The sequence below is a fragment of the Flavobacterium sp. genome (assembly GCF_035292545.1).
Classification (GTDB): domain Bacteria; phylum Bacteroidota; class Bacteroidia; order Flavobacteriales; family Flavobacteriaceae; genus Flavobacterium.
The window spans coordinates 1-4,370 of sequence record NZ_DATDPV010000041.1; the positions used below are offsets into that span (position 1 = coordinate 1).

General features: G+C 35.5%; 3 protein-coding genes. 1 reads left to right on the top strand and 2 read right to left on the bottom strand.

Features of this window, described 5'->3' with window-relative positions; all coding sequences use genetic code 11:
• Both VI621_RS07430 and VI621_RS07435 read right to left on the bottom strand, forming a co-directional pair.
• On the bottom strand, positions 1–947 hold a 947-nt coding region (locus tag VI621_RS07430; RefSeq protein ID WP_324217749.1), incomplete at its 3' end, for an alpha-L-fucosidase.
• A gap of 135 nt (positions 948–1,082) precedes the next feature.
• Entirely contained in the window at positions 1,083–1,649 is a 567-nt protein-coding gene (locus tag VI621_RS07435; protein WP_324217750.1) for an NYN domain-containing protein, read from the bottom strand.
• Positions 1,650–2,270: 621 nt separating this feature from the next.
• Here VI621_RS07435 and galA point away from each other — a divergent pair.
• A partial coding sequence (gene galA, locus VI621_RS07440; RefSeq protein WP_324217751.1) for a beta-galactosidase GalA occupies positions 2,271–4,370 on the top strand: 2,100 nt, incomplete at its 3' end.

A 4,370-nucleotide genomic window follows, 5' to 3' on the forward strand; every position in this document is an offset into this window, starting at 1 on the left:
CCTTTTGATGCAATATCTGCAAGCATTTGCAAAATATCCTTTGTGGATTTAAAATTCTTATCGTTCTTATTGTATCCCCAATGGTCATTCATTGTCATACAGGATTCCCAGTCAATACCGGGTAAACCTGTAGATGGAATTTGCTGTTCCGGTGTTCCGAAATCACCCATCGTCACGCCTTCAGGTGCAAATCCTTCCAATCCTCCCCTGTTTGGATCGACACGATTGTTAACTATAATATCTGGTTGTAAACTGCGAACATAATTATACAGATCGATACCACGTTCTTCATTCCAGGTATTTTCCCATTCACCATCAAACCAGAGAATACCAATATCTCCATAGTTTATCACTAATTCTTTCAATTGATTTTTCATATGCTGAATATAACCATCAAAGTCAGCTCCTTCAGAAGATCTGTTTTCCCAATCTCTCCCCGGCAAATAGTCGGGATGATGCCAATCCATTATTGAATAGTAGAAGCATAATTTTATTCCCTCATTTCTACATGCTTCGGAAAGATCTTTGAGAATATCCCTTTTGAAAGGGGTAGACATAACATCATAATCGGTAAACTTAGAATCGAACAAGCAAAAGCCATCGTGATGTTTCGATGTTATAACGATGTATTTCATCCCGGCATTTTTTGCAGTGCTAACCCATTTGTCGGCATCAAATTTTACGGGGTTGAATTGCCCAACAAATTTATCATACTCATCAATCGGGATTTCCGCCTGGTTGCGAATCCATTCGGCATAATTTGTTTTACCATTCCATTCACCGGCAGGTATCGCATACAATCCCCAGTGTATAAATAAACCAAAACGTGCATCACGCCACCACTCCATTCTTTTATCACGTTCTTCTTTCGTCTCTTTAACAATGTCCTGGGCAACAGCCGGTATAAAAAAGAAAAATGCAAATAAAATTATAATTCTGGTTTTCATCTTTGCCTCATCGGAAAATTTTGGAAGGGAAAATCTGTTAACATTAATTCACTTTAATCAACCTTCACAAACATATTAAATTCATAATAAATATTTTTGAATAAGCTTATTTGGTATGTCTCAGTTTCAATTTAATTAAGGATTATTGATGAGGTAAGGATATTTCTCATATTGCACTTTAGGATTTTCACAAGTTGATTTTAAACCATCAATATGTTCGTGTAATGAAGGATTAATTGCATTCCACATTGGATCTAAAATAAAATCTATACCCTCTCTCCTTGCAAGTTTAGCGGCAGGAACAAAATCTCCATCTCCAGAAATTAATATGATGCGATTAACGGATTTTTTATAAGCCATCGAAGCTATATCTAATCCAATTTTAATATCAACTCCTTTTTGGCGAAGTTCATAAAAAACATGATACTCTTTTAACTCCTCAATTTTTAAAGTTTTATTTAATAACATTTTAGTTTGCTCTGGTTTAATTAACCAAGCTCCTGATTCTTTTAAATCCCCAAGCCTAATGGCTACTTTTCTTCTTTTCTTTAATTCATTTAAAAGCTCTACTCTAAATGTAGCCTGTTTGGTTTTTGAAAAATCAATAGCTTTATTACTAATAGGATTGTGTGCTTTCTTAAGAATTGGATTACAATCATAATATAAAATTCTATATAGATAATCATTGTCTAAATGCCTCATAATCATTCTATATAGATTTTCTATGATTGTCTTTGGATTATGATAGTTCCCATTTCGGAAGACTTTTCTATACCGATTAATAAAGAATCCTCCATCTACCAAAATTGCGGTTGAAATTGAATTGAAGGGAGTAGATAAGTGTTTCATAAAAAAATTGCCCTTGGGTTGACACTTCTGCTATTGATTAAATTTTGATTTTTTGAGTTACATTTTTGTAACCCAATTACCAATTAGAAGTGTGTCGCCAAGGGCACTATTTATTTAAAATTATAAAATTATATAATCAACTCATATACCATTTATCATGTATCTTAATCATTAGATTTTACCATAAATTCACTTAATTAGTTCCCAAGCTTTCCCAATTTCGATGTTTCATTTTCATAATTAAGGTCATTTTTTCGTCGGTAAGAAATTCGTAATGTTTATTTTCCATTTATTATCCCGCACAAATTTAGAGCTAAAGTTAAGGAATGTCAAGCTTAAAATACCGTATTTGGTATGAAAATTACTTTAGAAATTCGTAAGATTCATAAGTAATAAACTATCATTTTCTCTGTTTCGTTTGTAAGATGAACAAATCGTCATTTCCCTAATCATAAAACCAAACACTAAAAAGTCATGATATTCAAAAATTTTATCCCGTTTTTCATCTTTATTTGTCTTATCACAAATATTGACTTTAATAAAAGTATAGCAGAAAACAAGACAACAGAAGGGGTTTCACCACGCGAACAGCTGCTAATGGATTTCGGCTGGCGCTTTGCTTTAGGACATTCTTATAATACGGAACAGGATTTTGATAACGGAAGCGGTTACTTTTCTTATTTTGCTAAAGCCGGTTATGGTGATGGTGCCGCAGATAAAGATTTTGATGACCGTGCCTGGCGGACTTTAGATTTGCCGCACGATTGGTGTGTAGAACTTCCATTCGATTCTCTTGGCGGACACAGCCATGGCTACAAAGCAATTGGAAGAAATTTTCCTGAAAACAGCGTCGGATGGTATCGTAAAAATTTTTTTATTCCTGAATCAGATCTTGGTAGACGCATCTCGATTGAATTTGATGGCGTTCACCGTAATTCTATTGTTTGGATAAACGGGTTTTACCTGGGAACAGAACATAGCGGCTATACAAGTTTCAGTTATGACATTACGGATTATTTAAACTACGGCAGCGATAACGTTGTTGCCGTTCGTGTCGATGCCACGATGGAAGAAGGCTGGTATTATGAAGGCGCAGGAATTTACCGTCATACCTGGCTTACAAAAACGTCTCCGCTGCATGTTACCAGGTATGGAACTTTCATTACAACAGATTTAAAAGACGAAGCTGCACTTGTCACTTCAAGAACAACAGTTATAAATGAATCAAAAGAAAAATCGGTTTTTGATATTGAAGAAACAATAATTGATGCTGAGAGAAAAATAGTTGCTTCAGGCTCGAATAAAAAATTGATTTTGAATCCAGGTGAAGAAAAGGAATTTTTTAGTTTTTTCGATGTTAAAAATCCTAAACTCTGGTCAATTGAAAATCCTTATCTGCATAAATTAAAAACTGTAATTCGATCGGAAGAAAAAGTGATCGATACTTATGAAACTACATTTGGAATCAGAACGGTAAGGTTTGACCCAGATAAAGGATTTTTCCTGAATGAAAAGAATATAAAATTGTTGGGAACAAACATTCATCAGGATCACGCCGGAGTTGGAACTGCGATCCCGGATGCTTTGTACGAATTCAGAATTAAAAAATTACTGGAGATGGGGAGCAATGCAATCCGAACTTCACATAATCCACCGTCGCCTGAGTTATTGGACATTTGCAACAGACTTGGTATGCTGGTATTAGATGAGAACCGTTTAATGGGAACTAATGAAGAACATTTTAGCTGTCTTGAAAGATTAATAAAACGCGATCGTAATCATCCATCTGTTATTTTATGGTCTCTTGGTAACGAAGAATGGGAAATTGAAGGTACAATAACTGGTGCAAGGATTACTTCAACAATGCAAACATTCGCTCAAAGGCTCGATTCTTCGCGTGCTTTTACAACGGCATGCAGCGGAGGATGGGACACCGGTATCGGAACTGTTGCTGAAGTTATGGGCTTTAACTATTTATCACAAGGCGATATTGATGAACATCATTCCAAATTTCCCTGGCAGCCTGCTGTAGGAACTGAAGAAAGTAATATCAAGCAGTCAAGAGGCATTTATGAAACAATTGAAGAAAAAGCTCACATGCAGCCGACTTATTTTATAGATGGGAAAATAATTACAGAGCGAGGCTGGAAATTTTTTGCAGAACGTCCTTTTCTTGCCGGAATATTTTACTGGACAGGTTTTGATTACCGAGGCGAATCGAATCCTTATGTATGGCCTGCGATTATCAATCAATCAGGAATGATAGACTTGTGCGGATACCCAAAAGATATTTTCTATTATCTTAAATCCTGGTGGGGAAAAGATCCGGTACTTCACATCCTGCCGCATTGGAACTGGGTTGGAAATGAAGGTAAAGAAATGAGTGTGAAAGTGTTTAGCAATTGTGATGAGGTTGAGTTGCTACTTAATGATAAAAGTTTCGGCAGAAAAAGTATAGCTTTGAACGAATACGCCGAATGGAATATAAAATATGAGCCGGGAACTTTGGTTGCAAAAGGTTTTAAAGAGGGAAAAGAAATTAAAACTACTAAAGTAAAAACTACAAGTAAAGGG

Bases quoted from the DNA above. Each gene is read 5' to 3' on its own strand.
- VI621_RS07435 (WP_324217750.1), bottom strand. From the start codon at position 1,649: ATGAGGCATTTAGACAATGATTATCTATATAGAATTTTATATTATGAT.